This window comes from Vibrio splendidus (assembly GCF_024347615.1).
In the GTDB taxonomy this organism is placed as follows: domain Bacteria; phylum Pseudomonadota; class Gammaproteobacteria; order Enterobacterales; family Vibrionaceae; genus Vibrio; species Vibrio splendidus.
In genome coordinates this window covers 274,967-296,341 of sequence record NZ_AP025509.1, presented here as the reverse complement: position 1 = coordinate 296,341, position 21,375 = coordinate 274,967, and the positions used below count along the sequence as shown (strand labels likewise).

The following is a 21,375-nucleotide window of genomic DNA, read 5'->3' as shown; positions in this document are numbered from 1 at the left end:
CTCACCCTACACAAAGGACTTACACCATGAAAAAATTAGCGACTCTTATTTCTGCTGCTCTTCTTTCTACAACGGTATCTGTGTCTGCACAGGCGCAAGATACAATGGCAATCGTTCTGTCTACATTGAACAACCCATTCTTCGTAACCATGAAAGATGGCGCAGAAGCGAAAGCTGAAGAGCTAGGCTACAAGCTTATCGTTCTTGATTCTCAAAACGACCCAAGCAAAGAGCTTTCGAACATTGAAGATCTAACCATTCGTGGTGTTAAGGCAATCCTGATTAACCCTACAGATTCAGATGCAGTATCTAACGCTATTCGTATTGCTAACCGTTCAAACATCCCTGTACTAACGCTAGACCGTGGCGCGAGCCGTGGTGACGTAGTGAGCCACATTGCTTCTGATAACGTAATCGGCGGCGAAATGGCAGGTCACTTCATCATGGAAAAAGTAGGCGAGAAAGCAAAAGTAATACAACTTGAAGGTATTGCTGGTACTTCTGCTGCTCGTGAACGTGGTGAAGGCTTCATGAACGCAGTAAACGGCAGCGACCTTGAGCTTCTTGCAAGCCAACCTGCTGATTTCGACCGTACTAAAGGTCTGAACGTAATGGAAAACTTGCTTGCAGCTAACCCAGACGTACAAGCGGTATTCGCTCAAAACGATGAAATGGCACTAGGTGCACTTCGCGCAGTTCAAGCTTCAGGTAAAGACGTAATGATCGTTGGCTTTGATGGCACTGAAGACGGCATCGCTGCTGTTAACCGTGGCCTACTTGGCGCAACGGTTGCACAACAACCTGACCTAATAGGTTCTTTAGGTGTTGAAATGGCAGACAAAGTACTGAAAGGTGAAACAGTAGACGAGTACGTACCAGTACCTCTAAAAATCATCGCTAAGTAATCGTTACTAGATAACACGATATAAAGCAGGGGTCCCCTATCCCCTGCTTTGCTTAGCTCATTGGCTCAAGACAAAAAGCAAAACTCCGACAGTGCATCGCTGTTTCTCATGCCGCTTACAAACGAGAGCGCAGTCAACACCATGAGAAAGACCCATGCATTTTCAAATACGATATATCATAAGGCTCGTATCATGACTCAACTGATTGTTTTAGGTAGCGTTAACGCTGACCACGTACTGCAAGTTCCTTCGTTCCCTCGTCCGGGTGAAACCTTGATTGGCGGTAACTATCAGGTCATCCCTGGCGGAAAAGGCGCAAACCAAGCCGTAGCAGCAGCAAGATTAAACGCAGACATTGGCTTTATCGCCTGTGTTGGTGACGACCCATTTGGCATCAATATCCGTCAAGACTTTGCCAAAGATGGCATCAACATCGACGGTGTGATCGTTGCAGAAAACACACCGACGGGCATCGCGATGATCCAAGTATCAGCAACGGGCGAAAACAGCATTTGTCTTTCTGCGGAAGCCAACAACAAGCTGACTTGCGACCAAATCGAACCGTATCTAGAGAAGATTCGCGGCGCTAAATACCTACTGACTCAGCTTGAAACGCCAATTGAAGGCATTGAATACGCAGCAAAAGTAGCAAAAGAGAGCGGCACGCAAGTGATTCTTAACCCGGCACCTGCTCGTCCATTATCGGATTCACTGCTTGCTTGTGTTGATGTGATCACACCCAACGAAACCGAAGCAGAAGTGCTGACGGGCATTACCGTGACGGACAACGCATCTGCTCATCAGGCAGCTTTGGCTCTGCATGCTAAAGGCATCGAAACGGTAATGATCACGCTAGGCGCGAAAGGCGTGTGGGTGAGTCATCGTGGTCAAGGTAATGAAGCTAGCGAAGGTGAATTAATCGCAGGCTTCCGCGTTGAAGCAACGGATACAACCGCCGCTGGTGATACTTTCAATGGCGCATTAGTCACAGGCTTGCTTGAAGACATGCCATTAGAACGCGCGATTAAGTTTGCTCACGCTGCCGCTGCCATTTCAGTGACTCGCTTTGGCGCTCAAACGTCGATTCCAAGCCGTGCTGAAACCGATGCGTTTTTGGCAGAGCAACTGTCTGCTTAGCTTGATTTTGACTGTTAATCGGTAACAACAAATAACAAGCATAAGCCCCTGTTTTCAGGCAGAATATCGCCCAACGTGGAAAAGTGATTCCCACAAGGATTTTATATGGCAACAATGAAAGACATCGCTCGGGTTGCAAAAGTTTCAACGTCTACCGTGAGCCATGTGATGAACAAATCACGTTTTGTCAGTGAAGAGATTGCTGAGCGTGTTAACAGTGCGGCCAAAGAACTCAACTACGCGCCGTCTGCATTGGCTCGCAGCTTAAAAATGAAGCAAACCAAAACCTTGGGCATGCTGGTTACCACCTCTACCAACCCATTCTTTGGTGAGGTAGTAAAAGGTGTTGAGCGTCGTTGCTACGAGAAAGGTTACAACCTTATCTTGTGTAACACCGAAGGCGACAGCGAACGCATGAAATCCTCTATCGATACCTTGCTACAAAAGCGCGTCGATGGCTTGATGCTGATGTGTTCAACGCTTGAAGGTCAACATATCGATGTGTTCGAGCGCTACCCAGAGTTACCTGTCGTGGTAATGGACTGGGGTCCAATGCTGTTCGCAAGTGATAAAATCCAAGACAACTCGCATCAAGGTGGCTACATGGCAACCAAACACCTGATCGATAATGGTCACTCGGATATTGGCTGTATTACTGGCCCACTACATCGCAACCAAGCCTCTTCTCGTTATCAAGGCTATAAACAAGCAATGGAAGAAGCGAATTTAGAGATCAACCCTAAGTGGATTGTTGAATCAAACTTCGAATGTGATGGTGGCTTTGATTCTTACCAAACATTAAAAGCCCGTGGTCAAATGCCTTCGGCCTTGTTCGTTAGTAACGACATGATGGCGATGGGTGTGATTCATGCGGCAGCTCAAGATGGCACATTGATTCCAAATGACCTGTCTATCATTGGCTACGATGACATCCACTTATCTAAGTACATGACACCCGCTTTAAGCACAATCCACCAGCCAAAGCACCGTTTAGGTAAAGCGGCGGTCGATACCCTGTTAAGCCGACTACAAACGCCAGACGCCTACCCGCAAGTCGTTGAACTAGAACCGACTCTTGTAGAGCGAAGCAGCGTAAAAGCGATTTAGGGCTCAACCTGCCCATGATACAGTTGAAAGCTAGCTTATTCGGGCTAGCTTTTTTGTCTTTGGTACATAATTACGACTTTTAGTTGCTCCATAAATACCCTTTATATGCAGGACTTACACCCCCAACCTATGCATTTGTGCGCTTAGCAACTATTTACGCACTTAGCTACTGATTATCATCTACACTAACAATGAAATGACATCGACATGGAGAGCGCTGTTTTATGATCGCGGGTTGGTTTGACAACATATCCCTACAGAAGAAGCTATTGGTTAGCTTTTTTATTCCTATCGCTTTGATGCTTATCGTTGCTTTTTCTGTTCACGACAACACCCGAAATATTGTGAAAGACAATAATTGGGTCGTTCATACACACAAAGCCATCGCTCGGGCTCAAGAACTTCTCAGCCTAACAGTAGACATGGAAACGGCTCAGCGTGGCTATCTGATCTCCGGTGACCTCGCTTTTTTAGAACCCTACTACTTAGCACTTGATGTATGGCCTCAAAAAATTCAAACCCTTGCGACTCAAGTGAGTGACAACCCACCTCAAGTTGAACGCCTTAATCGAATTGATGCTATCCACAACACATGGCTAGAAAAATCAGGAGAGAAAGAGATCATGCAGCGCAACCTCGTGAACAGAGGTGAAGCTGAAATGCAAAGTGTTGTCTATCTCACTCAGCAGCGAACCGGAAAAAGACTGATTGATGAGATCCGTCAAGAGATTGCTCAATTTATTGAAATTGAACAACAACTTATCAGTGTCAGAGTCGCCAAGTCCGAAAGCTCAGCCAATCAAACCAGTTATGTACTCATTCTGGGAACACTGTTTTCGGTGTTTATCTCACTCCTTGTCGCTACGTGGTCGTCCAAGCGAATTAAACGAAGATTACACACTCTACTTCAAGCAGCGAACCAAGTTGCCGCTGGCCATTTGAAACAAGGCGCTGCGACTCTCGAACTTGGTTCAAAGAACGACAGCCAAGACGAAGTGGCTCTCCTCACACAAAGCTTTCAAAAAATGACAACAAACCTCGTAAAAAATGACAGCGAAATGCGAGAGAAAAATCAGGAGTTAGTCGAAGAAAGAACTAAAGCAGAAGCGGCGGTAAAGGCTAAGAGCGAGTTTCTGTCGACCATGAGCCACGAGATTCGAACGCCAATGAATGGAGTACTTGGTATCTCCCAGATCATTGCCAGCCAAACCCAAGAGCCGGAAACAAAAGAGAACATCGATCTCATTCTCGATTCTGGCCATCATTTAATGACGATACTCAACGACATATTAGATTTCTCGAAAGTGGAAGAAAATAAGCTTGAGTTAGACTTTGCACCCTTTAATTTTGTCCAAGTAATACAACCTGTACGTAGCGCGCTTAAACCTTTGGCCGATGAAAAAGGCATTCGCCTGTTAATCGAAAATAATATACCAACAAGCATCCAGCTGATCGGAGACTGTGCAAGATTACGTCAGATCATGTTCAACTTGGGCGGTAATGCGACCAAATTTACCAAAGAAGGTCACGTGTCCATTCAAGCGGATCTCAACAGACCAAACAACCAACTTATTCTCACGGTAACAGACACGGGTATTGGCATTCCAAAGGACAAACACGAGCAAATTTTTAATTCGTTTGAACAAGCTGACACTTCAACCACAAGAAAGTTTGGCGGGACGGGGCTTGGCCTCGCGATCGTTAAGAATCTAGTCAACTTGATGAATGGTGAAATAACACTGACGAGCGCTGTCGGGCTTGGTACAAAATTCCAAGTTTCTCTACCTATCGCTTGGCAAGAAGGAAAAACAGGGGATATCGTCACACCAGTAATCAATACAGAAAACCTGACTTGTGATTCATTGCGTATTTTATTGGTGGAAGACAATCGTATTAATGCGATCGTGGCACAAGGCTTCTGTGAAAAGCTCGGCCATCATGTTGATCTTTCGGAGAATGGTAAATTGGCAATTGAACGCCTCAAAATCAATCAATACGACCTGATCTTGATGGACAATCACATGCCGGAAATGAACGGGATCGAGACCACTCAGTACATCCGCGAGAAACTAAAACTCGACACCTTGATATTCGCCTACACGGCTGATGTTTTCCGTGAAGCTCATGACAACTTCATTCAAGCCGGTGTCGACCATATTCTGACTAAACCTCTGCAACAAGAGAGCTTTTTCGACGCCCTGCAACAATTTTCGAATCGATTACCTAAGCAAATAAAAACCGAAGGCTCGAGTGACATCGAAAACATCGTCGAACTTCATCGCAAGCCAATTGAAACACTGAGATTAACAGAAGAAGAGATAAGTCAGTCAGAAGTGATACGCATACTTAAAGACGACACGGAAGGATTCAGCTTACTTATCGATTCGACCATTATTGAGTTCGAACAATCTGTTGATCGAGTCATCGAATACTATTTATCGAAGGAGTTAGAGCCACTATGTCGCACCTTGCACTCCATTAAAGGTATGTCGCTAAACTTAGGTCTCAACATGCTTTCTAAGCAGGCATTAGAGCTAGAAGTGCAGGCAAAAGATCAGCAACTGCCTGATATTGAACTGCTGCAAAAGCTGCTCAATCGACTGACGGTCAACATACATCAAGCTCAGCGGATGAAAGCGGTTAATTCGATTGAGCGCCAGACTCAAATGAATGATAAAACTTAAAAAAATTCACTCTCAAACCAAAGCGCAAGGTTTAATCACTTTGCGCTTTTCGATCTTATGTCGCTCTAGTCTTTGTTCTAACGATTTAACGGTCTAACGGTCTAATGGTTGAACGGTTTAACAGGGCGGTTATTTGCTGGATCTCATCTTCGACATCAATACCATTGTATTGCGGCGCAATCGAGAGATCTTGAATACTCACAGTTTCTACAGATTGCTTGTCGTTGAGCTGAAGCATTAAGTCTCCCTTTGGTGAATAGGTTCTACTGCTACCACAATAAGTCGCGGTAAACGCATCAACCACATCCTGCCCAACGCGATTACACGTCACGACATGACACCCCTCTTCTAAAGCTCTCGCTTGAGCAATAGCAAAGCTATGATGACCACCAAAATTCGCGGGATGGAGAATAACGTCGACCGACTGATACGCTCTCATGATCTCCGGGAACCAAATATCAAAGCAAATCGCAACACCAAACTTTAAGCCCTTGAGCTCAAACGTAAGGAGCTCACACCCACGTGAAAAATACTGTTTGTCGAATTTGGTTTGACTGACTTTTCTGTATTTATGAAGTAAACCTGAACCATCAACCACCACGACGCTATTGTAATATTGGCCGCTATCTTTCTCGGCAATACCCGCAACAATCAAGGTGTGATGCTTCGCTGCCATCTGAGTTAACGAATCAATAGTACTGCTGTCGTTGAAATCTTCAGCCAGTTCATGAATTTCTTCAGCATCGTTAAAAATATATCCAGTAGTGAACAATTCAGGCAACAGAGTGATATCCCCGACTGTCGATTCCGCTTCTAAAAGATCAGAGACCGACTCAATGTTCTTTTGTTTGTTTTTGTATTCAACCTCAAGCTGAATAAGGGTGATGCTGACATTATTCAAAATAGAATCCTTGCTAGGTAATACTTCAAACTGTAACGCTTCAAGCTTTAATACTTCAAACTAGAGACTAAGAACTAAGAACTAAGAACGACAGAGTAAGACAATCCCCTATCGCTTTCTTATTAGCACGCCAAAGGTTGAAGCAGGAGCACAGTCCTGTACGCATTTCAAATCTGCCTACGGCGCTAATTTAGGCTCTGGCAAAACTGGTGGAGTGCTGTCCATGTAGGTTAAGAAATTTGCCCACACTTCATGCGTACGCTGCTTGGTTAACGTCGTCTTGCAGGAAAGCGCCATAATCCCTCGAATGGAACCATCACGCCATTGGGTGTAAACAGAGTCGCAGTGTGCTGTCATGTACGCCTGCCAGCTCTCCTGAGCTTTCTTAATTGACGCTACCAGCTCAGCATCATAAGCATTGTGCTCAAAGCTGGCTGCAAGGTATTTATCCAGTTCCGCTTGTGCAGATTCCAACTCAATTGCCGCACACTGATTGATCTCTAGCGTGTTCATAGCATTCTCGCAATCGATAGCATCATCGGATGCTGATGCTAGCAAAGGTAAACACGTTAATAACACGACCGTTAAAACCTTTTTCATTATTGTTCCCCTAATTCAAAAGCACGTGTATGCGCCCTATTAATACCAAGCGTTACGAATCTTAACGACATGAGACGCCAATTGTTGATAACTGCGTTTAGGGTTATGACACAAGATTATGAAAGCATATAACCACAGAACAAGAAGCATGGAAAATAAACCTGACTGGAAACCATCTAGGTACAACTCAGGTAGCAAGTCGATTACCTTTTGATAGTTCGCTATTGAAATTGTTGTTTTATTGCTAATCAACTCATACGGTAAGCTTATTGGACCCACGAAAGTCCAAACTAAAAACCAAGATACCCCAGCGACAGGAACTAAGCTCAGTAAAGGCTTAAATTGCTTAACTGGAAAAATGAAATACAAAAGCATAGTCAAATATAGAACGGCTAAAAATAAGCTCCAAGCGTTAACGCTGACTCCAAAAATCCGATAACGCTCATCGACATACATGATTAACACTACCGCCCCCAATACACTAAGCGATAATAATTTTCCCATGTACCTCGTTTTAGAAAATCTAATCAGTACATAACCAATCACAAGAAGGAAACAAGAGATCCAGGCTAAAACCTCAACCTTAGTATCTAAAAAGACAGGTGTTGCTGTATTAGACAAAATAAGGATCGCGTAAGTAGGACCTATCAACAAATAGGCGATCAAAACACGCAGCAACATCCAAATCATATTTTTTATCATTACGCTCAAATCCACTCACTCGCATTATTTCAAAAATTACAGTTTTCAATTTGATGATAAAAAACCGGCAACAATCCGCTTCATCAAAAAACGCAAAAGTACTGAACAAAAAAACGACACACTCAACCTTGGAAGCATATCTAACGTTCTGATTTTTATAGTAAGACGATAAAATACTCTATTTCAATAAATAACACGTGCGCACATTCACACTATTTATGCATTGCCTTGCATCGCTATCATTAAATTTATAAATTAACTTGAATGCTCACCCAAACCGGTAACGCTTCTCCAACTATGGATATCAAGTACCAACATTTTGCCAAGACTTCGTTCTACTTTGCCATTTCTTTCTTTTTTTCTATGGCATTGCTTATCCCTTTTACACCGTCTCACTACCAGAATTTAACGGAAGACACATCGAGGCTTGTCGAAACAAGGCTTGAGAGCATTCAATCAAGGTTTGACCTTTTTCTATCAAGCATCACACCGGACCACACTTGCGACTCGATGGTTAGGCAACTTCGCCAAAACGTTTTTGATGCCGATTGGGTAAAAGAAGCGGCGGTATTCAATAAAGACGATCGTTTTTACTGCTCGACCACCGATGGCGAAGTCTCATTTCGCCTGTACAGCACCATCAGACAAAGACTCAATGACGCCCTGAACTTAACAACCTTGTCGTATTCCAACTCGGCCATCACGCAAGTTCAGTCCATCATGCTCATTTTCTCGAACAAAGAAGATGCCGGAGTGAGCCTGATGATCCCACCACATTTCATCTATGACATTGTAGAAACAAACCTGAGCAAGCACGGAATTCAGGCCAAAGTTGAGGTGATTAAAAAAGATATTCACCCTTCTGATACAGCACCGTCTATTGCCAAAGTACGAATACAATCGAACGCTTACCCGCTGACCATCACGTCATACATTGGCTATCAGTATTATTGGAACTTCCTGTTGAACTATTTGTGGTTTGGCTTTCTGATGGCCGGAATCACCACCATTATTATCCTTTCCATCAAACATAAGAAGCAAAGCCAGCGTAGCTTAGAATACTCACTGTCTAGCGCACTCAAAAACAAACACTTACATGTTCACATGCAGCCTATCGTCAACCAAAACACAACTGAAATTGTAGGCTGCGAGTCGCTGCTCAGGTGGAATGACCCTATTGAAGGTAATGTATCCCCTGCTATCTTCATTCCTCTGGCAGAAAGCTTAGGCTTGATTGAGGAGCTCACCTACTTCGTGCTGCGCAAAGTATTAGTGACGTTGAAAAGCAATCAAGACGTGTTCGAATCAAAGTACATCAGCGTCAACATCAGCCGCAACGTTGTGTCCAATAGTAACTTCTCTAACAAGGTGATCAGCATCTTTAAAAGACACCCTGAGATTCTCAAGCAGGTGGTTTTCGAAGTAACCGAAGATGGTGAATGTTCTGATGCCGACATGGTCAAAATCAGAGGCAACCTAACCAAACTATCGAATATGGGCGTAAGAGTTGCGATTGATGATTTTGGTACGGGCTATGCGGGCCTAGACTTTGTGAGACAATTCCCGTTCAGCATTCTCAAAATCGATCGCGTGTTTGTGAAAAACATATCCGACGAATCAAGCCTTGGTATCCCTTTGCTGGAGTCCATGCTTCAGTTGTCCCGCACCTTAGGTATGCAAGTCATCGTCGAAGGGGTTGAGTACGAATCCCAAGTGAACATCTTGTCTAAACTGGGCGTCGACTATATCCAAGGCTTCTATTTTTATAAACCGATGCCAATAAGCCTGACGATAAGTTTGCTCAGACAGCAACATAAGCACGAAAATTAGTTATAGTCTAATGACTCCACTATAAAGCCCAAACATCACACAAGAAACCTAAACGCTTGCTTAATAAACAACATGTAATCCAAACTCAGCCGGTTTCTTTATCAATGAAGAAACCAGGTCTTTTTTTTGATTCAATATAGGTTCGCCCTACATACTCTCCTATCACACCTAAACTCATTAACTGAACCCCCCCAAGAAAATAAATAGAAGTGATCAAAGATGTCCAACCATCAATAGCTTCACCTGTAAATTTAATATAGAGAGAGTTTATGCCTGCAATAAAAGAAAAAAAAGAAATAACAAGCCCCAGGCACGTAATTACACGTAAAGGTACAATTGAATGAGAGGTTATAGCATCAAGTGCTAAAGAGATCATTTTCTTTAATGAATACTTACTTTTACCAAGACTACGTTCATTTCTTACGTATTTTACGACGCTCGAACTAAAGCCAATCTGACGAATGAGTCCTCGTAAATATAGATTAGATTCTCGATGTTCCAGTAACGCACTAGTGACCTTGCGCGACATCAAACGAAAGTCCGCATGATTTTCAATATGATGAATTCTTAAAAATGAGATAAATTTATAAAACAATCTTGCAGAGGTCTTCTTAAGCCACCGATCTGAGTCTCGAGAGCTTCGCACACCGAATACGACATCAATACCTTGTCGATAACTTTCTAACATAGATCTAATTATGTAAATATCATCTTGAAGATCAGCATCTAGGGTCACTGAAATATCACCATCTATGTATGACAGCCCTGCAAAAAGTGCTTTTTGGTGCCCGACGTTACTTGCCAATTTAATTCCTTTCACCAAGAAATCATCTTTACTTGCTTCTAGTATTAACTCCCAAGTTCTATCTCTACTTCCATCATCTACAAATAAGATATAACTTGAAGTAGAAATCATCTGGGATTCAATCAGTTCCAACATTAAATCACTAACACAATTTAATGTGTAACTAAATATATCCTCTTCATTATAACAAGGAATCACGATACATAATTTAGGAATCAACAAAACCTTTCACCTCTAGTTATTAACTATAATGAGCAACCCACTTATTATTAATATTAAACCAAAAATATCGTACTTATTGACACTTTCGCCTAAAACAAAGTAACCAAAGAAATAAGTTATAAAGAACGTAAGCGCAGTAAAAGGAAATACCTTTATTAGGTCTTCTTGTGATAAAGCATAAATCCAAAGTATAGCGCCAACAACATAACATATTATCCCACAACTTAACCAAACATTGAGAAAGCACTTCGTAAAATTTATATTTATTGCGCCAATTTTTAGAAATAGCTGTCCTAATGATGCAAAAGCCACACTGGTTAATACAACAATTAAATTAATATGAGACATTTAGATGCCTTTTTATTTTATAAATCATTACAAATATATGTTTTTTTAAAATTGCTATAAATGTCATAATTCTAACCGGAAGGAGTCTTATAACAAACTTAATAGATCTATTTGTTAGTGATGCATAATCTTTAATGTCATGATCTGACTCTACTTTAAAATCGGATAGCATATCACTGTATTTCGTTCCCTTCTTTACAAATATAAATATATTATTTTTATACCATACCTCGACTTCATTATGTTTAACCAACCTTGGCCTAATCGGATCAAACATATCATAACCATTACTATGGAACTTATTTTTCCAGTAAGAATATGGTTTTTCATTCACATGATTTTCTCCACCTTGCCCAGAAGAAGCGGCAGAAAAAAATACAACATCTGAATGTATGCATAAGTTTTTAATTAGCGTATCCGAATATTCCTCTTTAATATGTTCCGCAACTTCAAGGCACTGACACAGTGAAAACCTCTTATTAAGATCAAATTTTTCAGAAACATCAATTGAAAAAAAATTTCTCTCATCAATCATCAGCCTTTCACTATTGACATAGCCTCCATCCAAGCCAACAACTTCAATATCATCTTGGTCTTCCCAGATACTTAGCCAAGCTCCTTGCCCACAACCAACATCAAGCACGCTGCTAACATTTATAAATTCGGAAATATAAGGAATGACAACTCTTGCCGATTTAACAGAACCAATATTTATATATTCATAAAAAACATCGTCGTAACTATGCATTAAACATTCCTTATTAAAAGAGTCCAACAACCTATTGTCTTACCGATAACAAAGCTTCCTTTAGGAATTTCCCTCGATATTTCATTCTCTAAGAATGAACAGTCTCTAATTAAAACATAGTCGTAATATGTATAATTTTCCCATTTTACTTCAGGATAATCATACCTTGTTCTGGATGAAAAATTTTTAACATTGTTATCAACCTCATTAGAAAATCGAACCATTTCAGGGTGAAAGTATGCAAAGTTGAAGTCTATCTCTAACTCTTTTTTAACCACTAACATCTGAGGGATCCACAAAAAATATGGCTCAGGAAGAATTTTATAGTCACTTGATGAATAGTCATTATTATTGGATAAAAATATTAATCTCGCCCTCTCATCAATAAACTCTTCAAACTTATAAACCACATTTAAGTTTTCGTTACTCTCAATAACACGATTAACTCTTGGTATTACACTTAGAGCAACAGCAATAGACGTCAATAAGTAAAGTTTTCCTTTAGATTTTATTTCAGATATAGAGAGGGCAAAAAAAACAGGTAGCAGTATCAATAATCTATCTGAGAAGAACCCCGTTGACACCAATCTATTCGGTAAAATTAAAAATATAATAACAGACAAACAGGATAATTTAGCATAAATATTTCCTTTCAACTTAAAGACAAAACACTCTCTTATTAGATAGTAGATAATGCAGAATTTAATAAATCCAAAAAATTTATCATTCCCCATGAGATTAGCGCCGATTAAGCTAAAAAATCTATACATGACAGAATGGTATGTAAAAAGTTCTTCATCCATATTTAAACTTGCATTACTTTTCAATGAAATCAACCAGATTATAATGAATATTAGAGGGGATGATATCTTTAAAATCCCTTTAGCTAGATATAAGTTAAACCCGTCTTTAAAGCAAATGAAAAATATATACACCATGATTAGACCCCATGCTATTGCATGAGAATAAATAATAAAAAATGAAAAAATAACATTAATTAAACTGTTAGGATTGTTATCGCAGACTATAAAATAGTACAACCACATTACACTAAAACCAACAGCTATTAAAAATGGTATAAATCCCCAATTAAATGGAAGACAATAAAGAAATGGTATTGTTAAAATCCTAATATCTTTCTGTTTTCCTATTTCCTTAGCAATTAGTCCAGTAAATAGAGGGATGGATAATAAGTAAAATGTAATACCTATCTTAAGAGCAATGACAGGAGATGTAATCAAAGTAAAAAACAACAAAAATAGATTGGTTATAATATAAGGAGTAAACCAATTTATTTCATATAAATCACCATAGAATTCATTACCAGAAACGAGCGATTTTAAAGCTGAGAGCTGGGCTATATGTTGAGGAAAATCAATCATCGCTGGGAATTCATATAACCATACTGGTAATATAGTGGATATTATTAACACATAAAAAACAACATCCGATAACTTCACGTTAGGCAAAACAGAAGTAATGTTCATATACATCCTTGAAGTTATGAATTTTTATTATCGGAATTCATCTAGTGATTAAACGTTTGATGTTGAATATCTACAAGTATGGAACAGAGCTTAAAATATTCAAGAAACCTCAGCACATTCCTTAGAATTAATGAGTACTTCGCACATCACGCGTCTATCTAACCAAACTATCGAATATGGGCGTAAGAGTCGCGATTGATGATTTTGGTACAGGCTATGCGGGCTTAGACTTTGTGAGACAATTCCCGTTCAGCATTCTCAAAATCGATCGCGTGTTTGTGAAAAATATTTCCGACGAATCAAGCCTTGGTATCCCTTTGCTGGAGTCCATGCTTCAGTTGTCCCGCACCTTAGGTATGCAAGTGATCGTCGAAGGGGTTGAGTACGAATCCCAAGTGAACATCTTGTCTAAACTGGGCGTCGACTATATCCAAGGCTTCTATTTTTATAAGCCGATGCCAATAAGCCTGACGATAAGTTTGCTCAGACAGCAACATATGGCTGCAGATAATGAAGACAAACTCTCATCCACCTCAACGCCAGAATGGGAACAAGTCTAAGCAGACTCATTGATGGCAGCCTGCCTCACAATCTTTTTACATCGAGTTAGGACACTTGAAGCGTTTCCAACGAACATAAGAGCGTAGTTCACGCCCCTAAAATATATGCGTGTTATCTAGATACCACGCATGTATCTGAGAGTGAGCGGTTTCTTTCAATGTTACGCTTCACCGTTTACTCATAATCAAAACATTGCTGTTTGAGCCAATGGCCTAACGTTCTGATTTCAAACTGCTTGGCTCTCGAATTTTTGTAGACAAAGTACATATTGTCGCCAGTCGGTAAATCGTGCATTGGGATACGAACTAAGTTTTGTTGAAGATCTTGGTCATTAAGAAAGTAGTCGTTCAGGAACGCGATACCTTGATGGTACTTCACGGCCTCTGCGGCCAGTACCATGTGGCTGAATGGGCTAATTTTCACATCCTTTGGCAGGCTGAAACCACCGAGTTCACACCACTTAGCCCAGTCTTTCGCCTCACCGCCTTCCTTGAAGATTGAATTTACTGAAAGTAACTGCTGATCCCATAGTGCCTCTGGCAAAGGTTTATCTTCGATTCTCTGCCACACCTTTTGGCTACAAAACGGATATAGCTGCTCTTTATATAAGAAGTCACTAACGTAGTTTTTCTTTGGCGGATTAGCCGTGATAAAGCAGTCGGCAACTTGATCCGAGAACTCTGGCTCATCGGCCACCATACTTAACGTTAAATCGATTTCTGGATGCTGTTGGCGTAAGTTTTCGAGCCGAGGCACCAACCATTTAACGGCCAAAGAACTGTACATTGCAATCCGAATTTTCCCACTTTCACCCTCGCGGATTTGGTAGCTGGCTTGCGCGATATTCTGCAATGAATGAGACACCTCTTCGTAGTAACGCTCTCCTATCGGGGTGAGCGATAAACGCCTTCCCTGACGCACAAACAAGGTTTCACCTAAGTATTCCTCCAGCAAGCGAACCTGATGACTCACCGCACTTTGAGTAACATGAAGCGCTATAGCCGCCTGAGAAAAGCTATTAAAACGAGCGACCGACTCGAAACATTGTATTGCTCTTAAAGGTGGTAATTTCATTATTAGCTCAGCTCATACTAAGTGAATTTTTATCATTATATATGAAACGATTTTATGCATTAAGATTACGCCATCACACTTCTTCATTTTATCTTTAACTCACACTGAACACGCGTCAGTCAATGATAGGAGCTTCATCATGCCTTCAATGTCTGTTGGAATGGCAATGAGTTTACTCATTGTCGGTAATCTAATTGCGGTTTTCTCTGATGCCTTAATTAAAACCTTGGGCGAAGACATTGCTGTGTTTCAATTTGTCTTCTTCAGACAGCTAACTGCCGTGTTAATCCTTCTGCCTTTTTGTTTTGGCGTGAGTAAAAAGAGCTTCACCGATGGGCTGAAATGGCATGCCCTGCGCGCGCACATATGGTTACTGGGTGCGATCTTTATGGTGTTTGCCATCAATGCTATGCCATTGGCCACCGCCAACGCGATTTTCTACGCCGCACCTTTGATGATGCTGCCGTTAGCCTTGGTATTTTTCAAAGAACAACTCAGCCGCTACTCAGTTGCTGCTGGAATATTTGGCTTTATGGGCGTTCTGGTCATCATTCGCCCGACAGAGATCGATTGGGCGGCCATTGCAGCGCTTATCGTAGCGTTAACCATTGCCAGCAATAACTTATTGATCCGTAAACTCCCGAAGCACCAAACCGTGGCACAAACCTTGTTGTTAACCAATTTAGCAGGCGTTCCGGCATCACTTGGACTCGCCATTTGGGAAGGCCGTGAATGGGATTGGTCACCACTTATCACTGCCGCAGGTTCAAGTGGCTTTATCCTCATCTACGCAGCGATATGTGTCGTCACTTACCGATCGGCAGAAAGCAATAAAATCGCCAGTGCTGAATACAGCGGCTTACTCGGTGCGGTGGGAGTTGGGTTGGTCTGGTTTGGTGAAATGCCTGATATTGCAATGGCGATTGGCACTGCGATGATCATACTGCCGCTCATCTGGCTGGCTCGAAATGAAAAGAAGCAAAGCTAACAAAGTTAATTAAGACCAGGCCCTGAATACCAAACGAAATGAGTAAGGTGCCACTTCAGACAAGAGCTTTAATTAATATGAACGATGTGAAGCCGTAACGGTAAAAGCAACGGCTTCACATCTTCGTCTCTTCGAGCAGAGCTTAAAGAGAAATAGAAAGTGAATAAAGGGATGAACTAGTAAACCAATTAGACTAGTTCGTCGCTTTTGAATCAGATGAATTGGCCGCTTTCGTCGCTTCTTCAGCGGTTTTCTTACCAAATACTGTATCCATCATGAAACCAATACGCTTAGATGCATTACCGAACTTATTCGGGTTAGCCGTATATGGAACTTTGAACTCTACTTCACCGACTCTTTGCCCGTTCTGATAAGCATTGATCTCCGCTTGCTTTAAGAACAACGCTAAGTCCCATCCCCAATGGCCTTCATACTCCAATGTTAGCTTATCAAGATCGTGCTTCGACTTATCTGGTACGACGGTGTAGGTATAATCGTTATCTTGCAGCCACGTTTCCATGGTATTTAAAAAACCTTCACGTGTTTCAGCGTCTTTAACAATCACAACATCCACTTCAGTCGTAGGTTCTGGAATCGCGCTCCCTGTGTAACGAGGGGCTCCACAACCAGCCAAAATTAAAACCGAAAGCGATAATAGTAGGTGTTTTTTCACGTTATATATCCATTAATAATCAACTGCACGAATGATACCACATCAAAAAAATGACATATTATATAAACAAAGATTAATCAGACATTCCTTGTTACATAAGTCACTGAAAAACCCCGAAAGAAAACACAAAAGCCATAGGTCTCCTTTGATGAACATTTAACGTCATCGCATCTTGAATGCACAAAAGGAATATCATGGAAAAGACACTTCAAACCAAATTGGCGACAAGCCTATTGCTGCTGAGAGTCGGCATTTTTATCGTCTTCTTGTTCTGGGGCTTAGATAAGATCCTTGTCCCTGAACACGCGACAAAAGTACTGTCTGGTTTTTATGGCATCGACATCTCTGACAACGCGATGATGGCGCTGGGTGTCGCGCAGCTCGGATTTTTAGGCGCATTCGTGGTTGGCATGTGGAAAAAATACACCTACGGCGCAGTTTTGGTCCTGCATGCGGGCTCTACTTTCGCCTCTTTCGCTAAGTACATCGACCCGTTCAATAACCTACTGTTCTTTGCCTCTTGGCCAATGCTCGCAGCTTGTGTCGCACTCTTCTTACTGCGCGACTACGACACTTACAGTGTTGCCAACTAACACAAAGGGCGCCTGTTATTGGCGCCCTTTCAACAAAACAACAAACCCAAGACTGGCATAAAGTGCCAAGTGCTGGGGTTTCTGATTTAGTTGTTTGTTTTTTTTGAAATCGTGCACTGGATATTTGATGATGTGAGGTTTAGGCTGACTCTTAGGTACTTGTTATAAGCGCGTTTAGTCTAACAAAGAACCTCTAGCCAAAGACTTCGTTACTACCAAGTTTTGATACCAGTTGTTAAACACCAGTTCAAAGTCTTTCAGTACGATGCTACCGAAATCATAATTTCGATACTGCTGACACAACCTAAAAAGCTGCCGACTATCACTAATTGGGACTCTGAACCGAATTAATGAACTGTGCGCTGTAACCAACTTATAACGGCTGTCAAAAGTTACCCTTAACCCCGCTTCGCTTAATTGAGTTCTAAGTTCATTTCTAAACTGTTCCAAAGAATCACTGACTGGAAAACCTTGCAGTAGAATGCAATTGGGGGACGCACTAACACCTTGATATTTTATTTCTATCTGTTGATTTGAACTCAAGACTGAACGAAATATTTCGATATAAGAATGAATATTGATTTCGCTGAGTTCAAACTCTGGTACGCATGAAATTACCGACAGAACGGTTAGGTGCAGTTCTTCAAGCGGATGGTAGTATTGGTTGGGTTCTATTTCACATACTGCTTTCTGAAAGCTCATGATTTCATCAAGAACAGAACGATTACCCTGCTTTAAATATGCCAAAGCTGTAATCCCCCTTCGGGTATCACTAGCAATATCTAATAGATGCGAGTCTAGCTCATAATCGTTGTGAGCTGATGCTAGCTCAAACCTTTGCCACATCTCGTCATAAATACTCTGAATCATTAGTTCCCCAAAACGTATAAATACCAATTTAGGTGCGAACGACGCTACCACCTAACCTAAACCAATGCGCCGTAAACACAAAACCCAAGCTTAAACTGAAAATGCTAAGCGTTGGGAATCACTCTTCAATGCTTGTTATAGCGAATCACTTGACACCAGAAAGTGCTTTGAAACCAAAACATATGAAAGCGAAATATTTATAGCTTCACAAGTCTCATAAAAATACTTACTCTGACGAAGTGCTTGCTCTTTAAAGTTATCAAGTAAATCGATGATTTCTAGTAAGTCAGCTGAATCTGTATCTGATTTTTTATAGTTACACATTGCTAATTCAAAAAAACCAATAGAGCTCTTCATACTCTCATAGTTGTTTTTATTCTTGTATATTGAATTCCATAAAGATTGGTAGTTATCCGGTAATTCACCAGGAACATTGATGCTTTTTGTTATAGCAATAATCTTTTGAATTTTATAATTGGTTTCTGGCTTCAAGCTATGTGAGATATAGGACTTAACAATAAATGAACGTACTGTTTTATAAATAAAATATACCAAGGCAAAGAGTACGCCATAGATCGCGCATGTTACTAAAAAAGGTACAAAAAATTCATAACCCAATAACCTTCCTACTAGTTCCATGTATAGTTTCCTTTTGAGTCTCTATAACGCCTTGCTAAGGTGTGAGCAAAGCAATACCTTAGCCTCCGCATAATACCTTAAACACATAAACCAACGCATAGTAAAAATGCCACGCGTTGCGAATCACTCTTAAGCAACTTGTTATACCGCTTGGTTGAGGCTAAAATGACCGAAACAAAGACCACTTAAGAGACCTATTACATGACCACTAGAATTTTAGCCGATGTTGCTGCAAGCATTACTGAGTTGAAAGCTAACCCTATGAAAGTTGCAACTAGTGCTTACGGTGAACCTGTTGCTGTACTGAACCGAAATGAGCCAGCATTTTATTGCGTACCAGCCGAAGCGTACGAAATGATGATGGATAGACTCGAAGACCTTGAACTACTAACTATTGCGAAAGAGCGTGAATCTGAAGAGAGCATTTCGGTAAATATTGATGACCTATAAACTCGACTTTAAAAAGAGTGCACTCAAAGAGTGGAAAAAGCTTGGCTCAACGCTTCAACAACAATTTAAGAAAAAGCTAATCGAGCGCTTAGATAACCCGCATGTTCCGGCTTCAAAACTCTCTGGATCTGACAACATGTATAAGATTAAGCTGCGCCAATCGGGCTACCGTCTCGTCTACAAAGTTGAAGACGATGTCATCATTGTAACCGTCTTAGCAGTCGGGAAACGCGAACGTAGCGATGTTTACCGTAAAGCTATGAAAAGGTTAGATGATTGATTGCGGTATAACGCCGCGTTAGGTAGAGACTTCCGCTCCTACCCGATAACTTTCCAATTTACTACGAACCAAATTTGATAAGTCCAAATACCGGTCAGCTCCATTTTTTGGTAGTTTATCTGGTCTTTCAAACGAAGAAGGTTCTTTTAGCTCTTCACTTTCCCAGAATTGATCGCCAGTTGAATCAAATAGCGTGCCATCGGGTAACTCGTTTGAGTAATGAAAGCCAACTTGATCTTCACCCAAAAATACCTTCCATAGAACTAGCTTTCCGCCAAAATAGTCGTTAATTATTAGCGCAGATATTCCACATTGCCCACGACTTGGATTAGATTGAGTCCAGTTTTCTGGTTCCTCAGTGCTTTCTAAAGACCAACTATCCTGAAGAGCTTTTAATACATCACTTATACTTGGTTTCATATGCTCTACTTAAAACTCCTTAGCTACCTAACGAATGATATGGACTCCCTCTACCTGACACTCTGCGTGCCATACTTACTTAGTACACGCTGAAGAACTGGAGGTTACTATGTCCACCATTAAAACTATTGGCGTTGACCTCGCCAAGAATGTGTTCAGTATTCACGGCGTTGATGCATATGGCAAGTGCGTCCTACGCAAAACTGTCAAAAGAAACAAACTCTTAGACACATTCGCGAAGTTACCGCCCTGCCTCATCGGTATGGAGGCGTGCTCTGGTGCACACCACTGGGCGAGAGAGCTACTGAAACTAGGTCATAACCCGAAAATTATGGCGTCCAAATTCGTTATTCCATATCGACAAAATGAGAAGAACGATGCCAATGACGCAGAGGCCATCTGTGAAGCGGTATCTAGACCCAAAACACGATTTGTCTCTATAAAAAGTGAAGAGCAACAAGCTGTGCTTTGCCTACACCGTATTCGACAGGGGCTAATTAAAACAAGAACGGCGACTATTAACCAACTCAGAGGTTTGCTTTCCGAATTTGGTATTGTGATGCCTCAGGGTCGCTACTCGGCTCAAAACACCATTGGTAGCGTCCTTGAAGATGCAGAAAATGGTTTGCCTATACTCGCTCGAGAGCTACTTCAAGATCTATCGAACAAGATTCAACACCTTAACCTAGAAGTATTGCACTATGATCGTAGAGTCTCTGCTTTAGTTCGTGAGATGGCTTCAGCCAAAGCCCTCATGGATATTCCAGGTGTCGGTGAACACAGTGCAAGTGCCATTGTCGCGACCGTCAATGACGCCAAACAATTTGGATCTAGCCGCCAATTTGCCGCTTGGATAGGGTTGGTTCCAAGACAATACTCAACAGGTGGTCATGTTCATCTTGGTCGCATCAGCAAAAGAGGCGAAAAACACATTCGCACTCTACTTATTCATGGCGCAAGAGCCGTTATTGCACGATGTAAAGAGAAAACCGATCGCAACAGTATTTGGTGAAATCTACTCGTTGAACGCCGAGGTTATAAACGAGCAGCTGTCGCCCTAGCAGCAAAAAACGCTCGTATAATATGGGCATTATTAACAACAGGAAAAGAGTACAAGATTAACTATGTAAACGGTTAACACTCACCGAGTCAAAGCAATAGCAAATGGTGACAATACGACCAGACCGAGATGCCTAAACCTGTTTAATTGGGAAGTAATAAATACTGTTTAACGAATGAGGCTGGCATCAAGCGAATATCATCAAGGTGACGGAACGATTCCGATTAAACACAGAATGTAGAGCTGCTGTCCGATCCACTGTTGTCAGCGGGAGCTATTGTTGACAAAAGA

21 protein-coding genes and 2 pseudogenes are annotated in these 21,375 nt (G+C 41.4%); 11 read left to right on the top strand and 12 right to left on the bottom strand.

Annotation, left to right across the window (positions count from 1 at the left end; all coding sequences use genetic code 11):
- Positions 1-26: 26 nt before the first annotated feature.
- From rbsB to OCU90_RS18720, 4 genes are all read left to right on the top strand, one after another.
- Complete coding sequence (gene rbsB, locus OCU90_RS18735; RefSeq protein ID WP_009844904.1) at positions 27-905, top strand: ribose ABC transporter substrate-binding protein RbsB; 879 nt, start codon at positions 27-29, stop codon at positions 903-905.
- 192 nt (positions 906-1,097) lie between these two features.
- Positions 1,098-2,042, top strand: a complete 945-nt coding sequence (rbsK, locus tag OCU90_RS18730; protein WP_061025704.1) for a ribokinase — start codon at positions 1,098-1,100, stop codon at positions 2,040-2,042.
- A gap of 105 nt (positions 2,043-2,147) precedes the next feature.
- Positions 2,148-3,149, top strand: coding sequence for a substrate-binding domain-containing protein (locus OCU90_RS18725; protein ID WP_004730338.1), 1,002 nt, complete (start codon positions 2,148-2,150; stop codon positions 3,147-3,149).
- A 224-nt stretch (positions 3,150-3,373) separates the two neighbouring features.
- Positions 3,374-5,833, top strand: coding sequence for a CHASE3 domain-containing protein (locus tag OCU90_RS18720; protein ID WP_061025706.1), 2,460 nt, complete (start codon positions 3,374-3,376; stop codon positions 5,831-5,833).
- Positions 5,834-5,918: 85 nt separating this feature from the next.
- Here OCU90_RS18720 and OCU90_RS18715 read toward each other — a convergent pair whose 3' ends face one another.
- The 3 genes from OCU90_RS18715 to OCU90_RS18705 form a co-directional block, all read right to left on the bottom strand.
- The gene (locus OCU90_RS18715; protein WP_061025707.1) at positions 5,919-6,734 is read right to left on the bottom strand and encodes a carbon-nitrogen hydrolase family protein; all 816 of its coding nucleotides are present in this window, start codon (positions 6,732-6,734) and stop codon (positions 5,919-5,921) included.
- Between the two features lie 177 nt (positions 6,735-6,911).
- Positions 6,912-7,334: a lysozyme inhibitor LprI family protein gene (locus OCU90_RS18710; protein ID WP_061025708.1), complete on the bottom strand. Its 423-nt coding sequence runs from the start codon at positions 7,332-7,334 to the stop codon at positions 6,912-6,914.
- A 39-nt stretch (positions 7,335-7,373) separates the two neighbouring features.
- Positions 7,374-8,021, bottom strand: a complete 648-nt coding sequence (locus OCU90_RS18705; protein ID WP_061025737.1) for a hypothetical protein — start codon at positions 8,019-8,021, stop codon at positions 7,374-7,376.
- 312 nt (positions 8,022-8,333) lie between these two features.
- Between OCU90_RS18705 and OCU90_RS18700 the strand changes: the two genes are divergently transcribed.
- Positions 8,334-9,866, top strand: a complete 1,533-nt coding sequence (locus OCU90_RS18700) for an EAL domain-containing protein (protein WP_061025710.1) — start codon at positions 8,334-8,336, stop codon at positions 9,864-9,866.
- A gap of 85 nt (positions 9,867-9,951) precedes the next feature.
- Here OCU90_RS18700 and OCU90_RS18695 read toward each other — a convergent pair whose 3' ends face one another.
- The 4 genes from OCU90_RS18695 to OCU90_RS18680 are packed head-to-tail and all read right to left on the bottom strand — an operon-like array spanning position 9,952 to position 13,476.
- Complete coding sequence (locus tag OCU90_RS18695; protein ID WP_240513418.1) at positions 9,952-10,893, bottom strand: glycosyltransferase family 2 protein; 942 nt, start codon at positions 10,891-10,893, stop codon at positions 9,952-9,954.
- Between the two features lie 12 nt (positions 10,894-10,905).
- On the bottom strand, positions 10,906-11,241 hold the full coding sequence (locus OCU90_RS18690) for an EamA family transporter (protein ID WP_061025712.1): 336 nt from the start codon (positions 11,239-11,241) through the stop codon (positions 10,906-10,908).
- A complete protein-coding gene (locus OCU90_RS18685) occupies positions 11,228-11,989 on the bottom strand; it encodes a class I SAM-dependent methyltransferase (RefSeq protein ID WP_061025715.1) in 762 nt (253 codons plus the stop codon). The genes OCU90_RS18690 and OCU90_RS18685 overlap by 14 nt, the downstream gene beginning before the upstream one ends.
- Positions 11,989-13,476: a hypothetical protein gene (locus tag OCU90_RS18680; RefSeq protein WP_061025717.1), complete on the bottom strand. Its 1,488-nt coding sequence runs from the start codon at positions 13,474-13,476 to the stop codon at positions 11,989-11,991. Before OCU90_RS18680 ends, OCU90_RS18685 begins: the two co-directional genes overlap by 1 nt.
- Positions 13,477-13,634: 158 nt before the next feature.
- Here OCU90_RS18680 and OCU90_RS18675 point away from each other — a divergent pair.
- Positions 13,635-14,036 (top strand): annotated as a pseudogene (locus tag OCU90_RS18675) (EAL domain-containing protein); the annotation flags it as partial.
- Between the two features lie 175 nt (positions 14,037-14,211).
- Here the strand turns inward: OCU90_RS18675 and OCU90_RS18670 are convergent.
- A complete protein-coding gene (locus tag OCU90_RS18670; RefSeq protein ID WP_061025720.1) occupies positions 14,212-15,111 on the bottom strand; it encodes a LysR family transcriptional regulator in 900 nt (299 codons plus the stop codon).
- Between the two features lie 139 nt (positions 15,112-15,250).
- Here OCU90_RS18670 and OCU90_RS18665 point away from each other — a divergent pair, with 139 nt between their 5' ends.
- Complete coding sequence (locus tag OCU90_RS18665; protein ID WP_061025722.1) at positions 15,251-16,099, top strand: DMT family transporter; 849 nt, start codon at positions 15,251-15,253, stop codon at positions 16,097-16,099.
- Positions 16,100-16,292: 193 nt separating this feature from the next.
- On the opposite strand, the gene OCU90_RS18660 is transcribed toward OCU90_RS18665, so the two are convergent.
- Positions 16,293-16,772 carry an Sbal_3080 family lipoprotein gene (locus OCU90_RS18660; RefSeq protein ID WP_061025723.1) on the bottom strand — a complete coding sequence of 160 codons (480 nt, stop codon included), beginning with the start codon at positions 16,770-16,772 and terminating at the stop codon, positions 16,293-16,295.
- 194 nt (positions 16,773-16,966) lie between these two features.
- Between OCU90_RS18660 and OCU90_RS18655 the strand changes: the two genes are divergently transcribed.
- Positions 16,967-17,365, top strand: coding sequence for a hypothetical protein (locus OCU90_RS18655; RefSeq protein ID WP_061025725.1), 399 nt, complete (start codon positions 16,967-16,969; stop codon positions 17,363-17,365).
- A 174-nt stretch (positions 17,366-17,539) separates the two neighbouring features.
- Here OCU90_RS18655 and OCU90_RS18650 read toward each other — a convergent pair whose 3' ends face one another.
- Positions 17,540-18,235, bottom strand: a complete 696-nt coding sequence (locus tag OCU90_RS18650) for a 2'-5' RNA ligase family protein (RefSeq protein WP_061025728.1) — start codon at positions 18,233-18,235, stop codon at positions 17,540-17,542.
- 135 nt (positions 18,236-18,370) lie between these two features.
- Positions 18,371-18,874, bottom strand: coding sequence for a hypothetical protein (locus OCU90_RS18645; RefSeq protein ID WP_061025731.1), 504 nt, complete (start codon positions 18,872-18,874; stop codon positions 18,371-18,373).
- 201 nt (positions 18,875-19,075) lie between these two features.
- Here OCU90_RS18645 and OCU90_RS18635 point away from each other — a divergent pair, with 201 nt between their 5' ends.
- Both OCU90_RS18635 and OCU90_RS18630 read left to right on the top strand, forming a co-directional pair.
- Complete coding sequence (locus OCU90_RS18635; protein ID WP_004730320.1) at positions 19,076-19,324, top strand: type II toxin-antitoxin system Phd/YefM family antitoxin; 249 nt, start codon at positions 19,076-19,078, stop codon at positions 19,322-19,324.
- Positions 19,314-19,604, top strand: coding sequence for a type II toxin-antitoxin system RelE family toxin (locus OCU90_RS18630; protein ID WP_005464658.1), 291 nt, complete (start codon positions 19,314-19,316; stop codon positions 19,602-19,604). Before OCU90_RS18635 ends, OCU90_RS18630 begins: the two co-directional genes overlap by 11 nt.
- 18 nt (positions 19,605-19,622) lie before the next feature.
- Here OCU90_RS18630 and OCU90_RS18625 read toward each other — a convergent pair whose 3' ends face one another.
- Positions 19,623-20,024 (bottom strand): YunG family protein, encoded by a 402-nt coding sequence (locus OCU90_RS18625; protein WP_061025733.1) that lies wholly within the window; start codon positions 20,022-20,024, stop codon positions 19,623-19,625.
- Positions 20,025-20,133: 109 nt separating this feature from the next.
- Between OCU90_RS18625 and OCU90_RS18620 the strand changes: the two are divergent.
- A pseudogene (locus OCU90_RS18620) lies at positions 20,134-21,162 on the top strand (IS110 family RNA-guided transposase).
- Positions 21,163-21,375 lie beyond the last annotated feature (213 nt).